Origin of the sequence: Pseudomonas sp. GW456-12-10-14-LB2, assembly GCF_002884345.1 — a bacterium.
GTDB classification, from domain to species: Bacteria; Pseudomonadota; Gammaproteobacteria; order Pseudomonadales; family Pseudomonadaceae; genus Aquipseudomonas; species Aquipseudomonas paraglycinae.
Genome location: NZ_POHV01000197.1, coordinates 1 through 263, shown reverse-complemented (window position 1 = coordinate 263; position 263 = coordinate 1). Strand labels below are relative to the sequence as shown.

At 63.9% G+C, this 263-nt stretch carries 1 protein-coding gene; it reads left to right on the top strand.

Going from position 1 to position 263, the window contains the following annotated elements:
* A partial coding sequence (locus C1X29_RS30015) for a PLP-dependent transferase (protein WP_173940222.1) occupies positions 1-263 on the top strand: 263 nt, incomplete at both ends.

Genomic DNA, 263 nt, shown 5'->3' with positions numbered 1-263 from the left:
ACGTCGTCGTCTACTCCGCAACCAAGCACATCGACGGCCAGGGCCGATGTCTGGGCGGCATCATCCTGTCCTCGGAAGCCTTCATCGCCGAGCACATCCACAATTTTATGCGCCAGACCGGCCCTTCGATCTCGCCGTTCAACGCCTGGGTGCTGCTCAAGGGCCTCGAGACGCTCGGCGTACGCGTGCGCGCGCAGACCGACACGGCTGCACGCATTGCCGACGTGCTGGCGAACCATCCCAAGATCGCGCGGCTGGTCTAT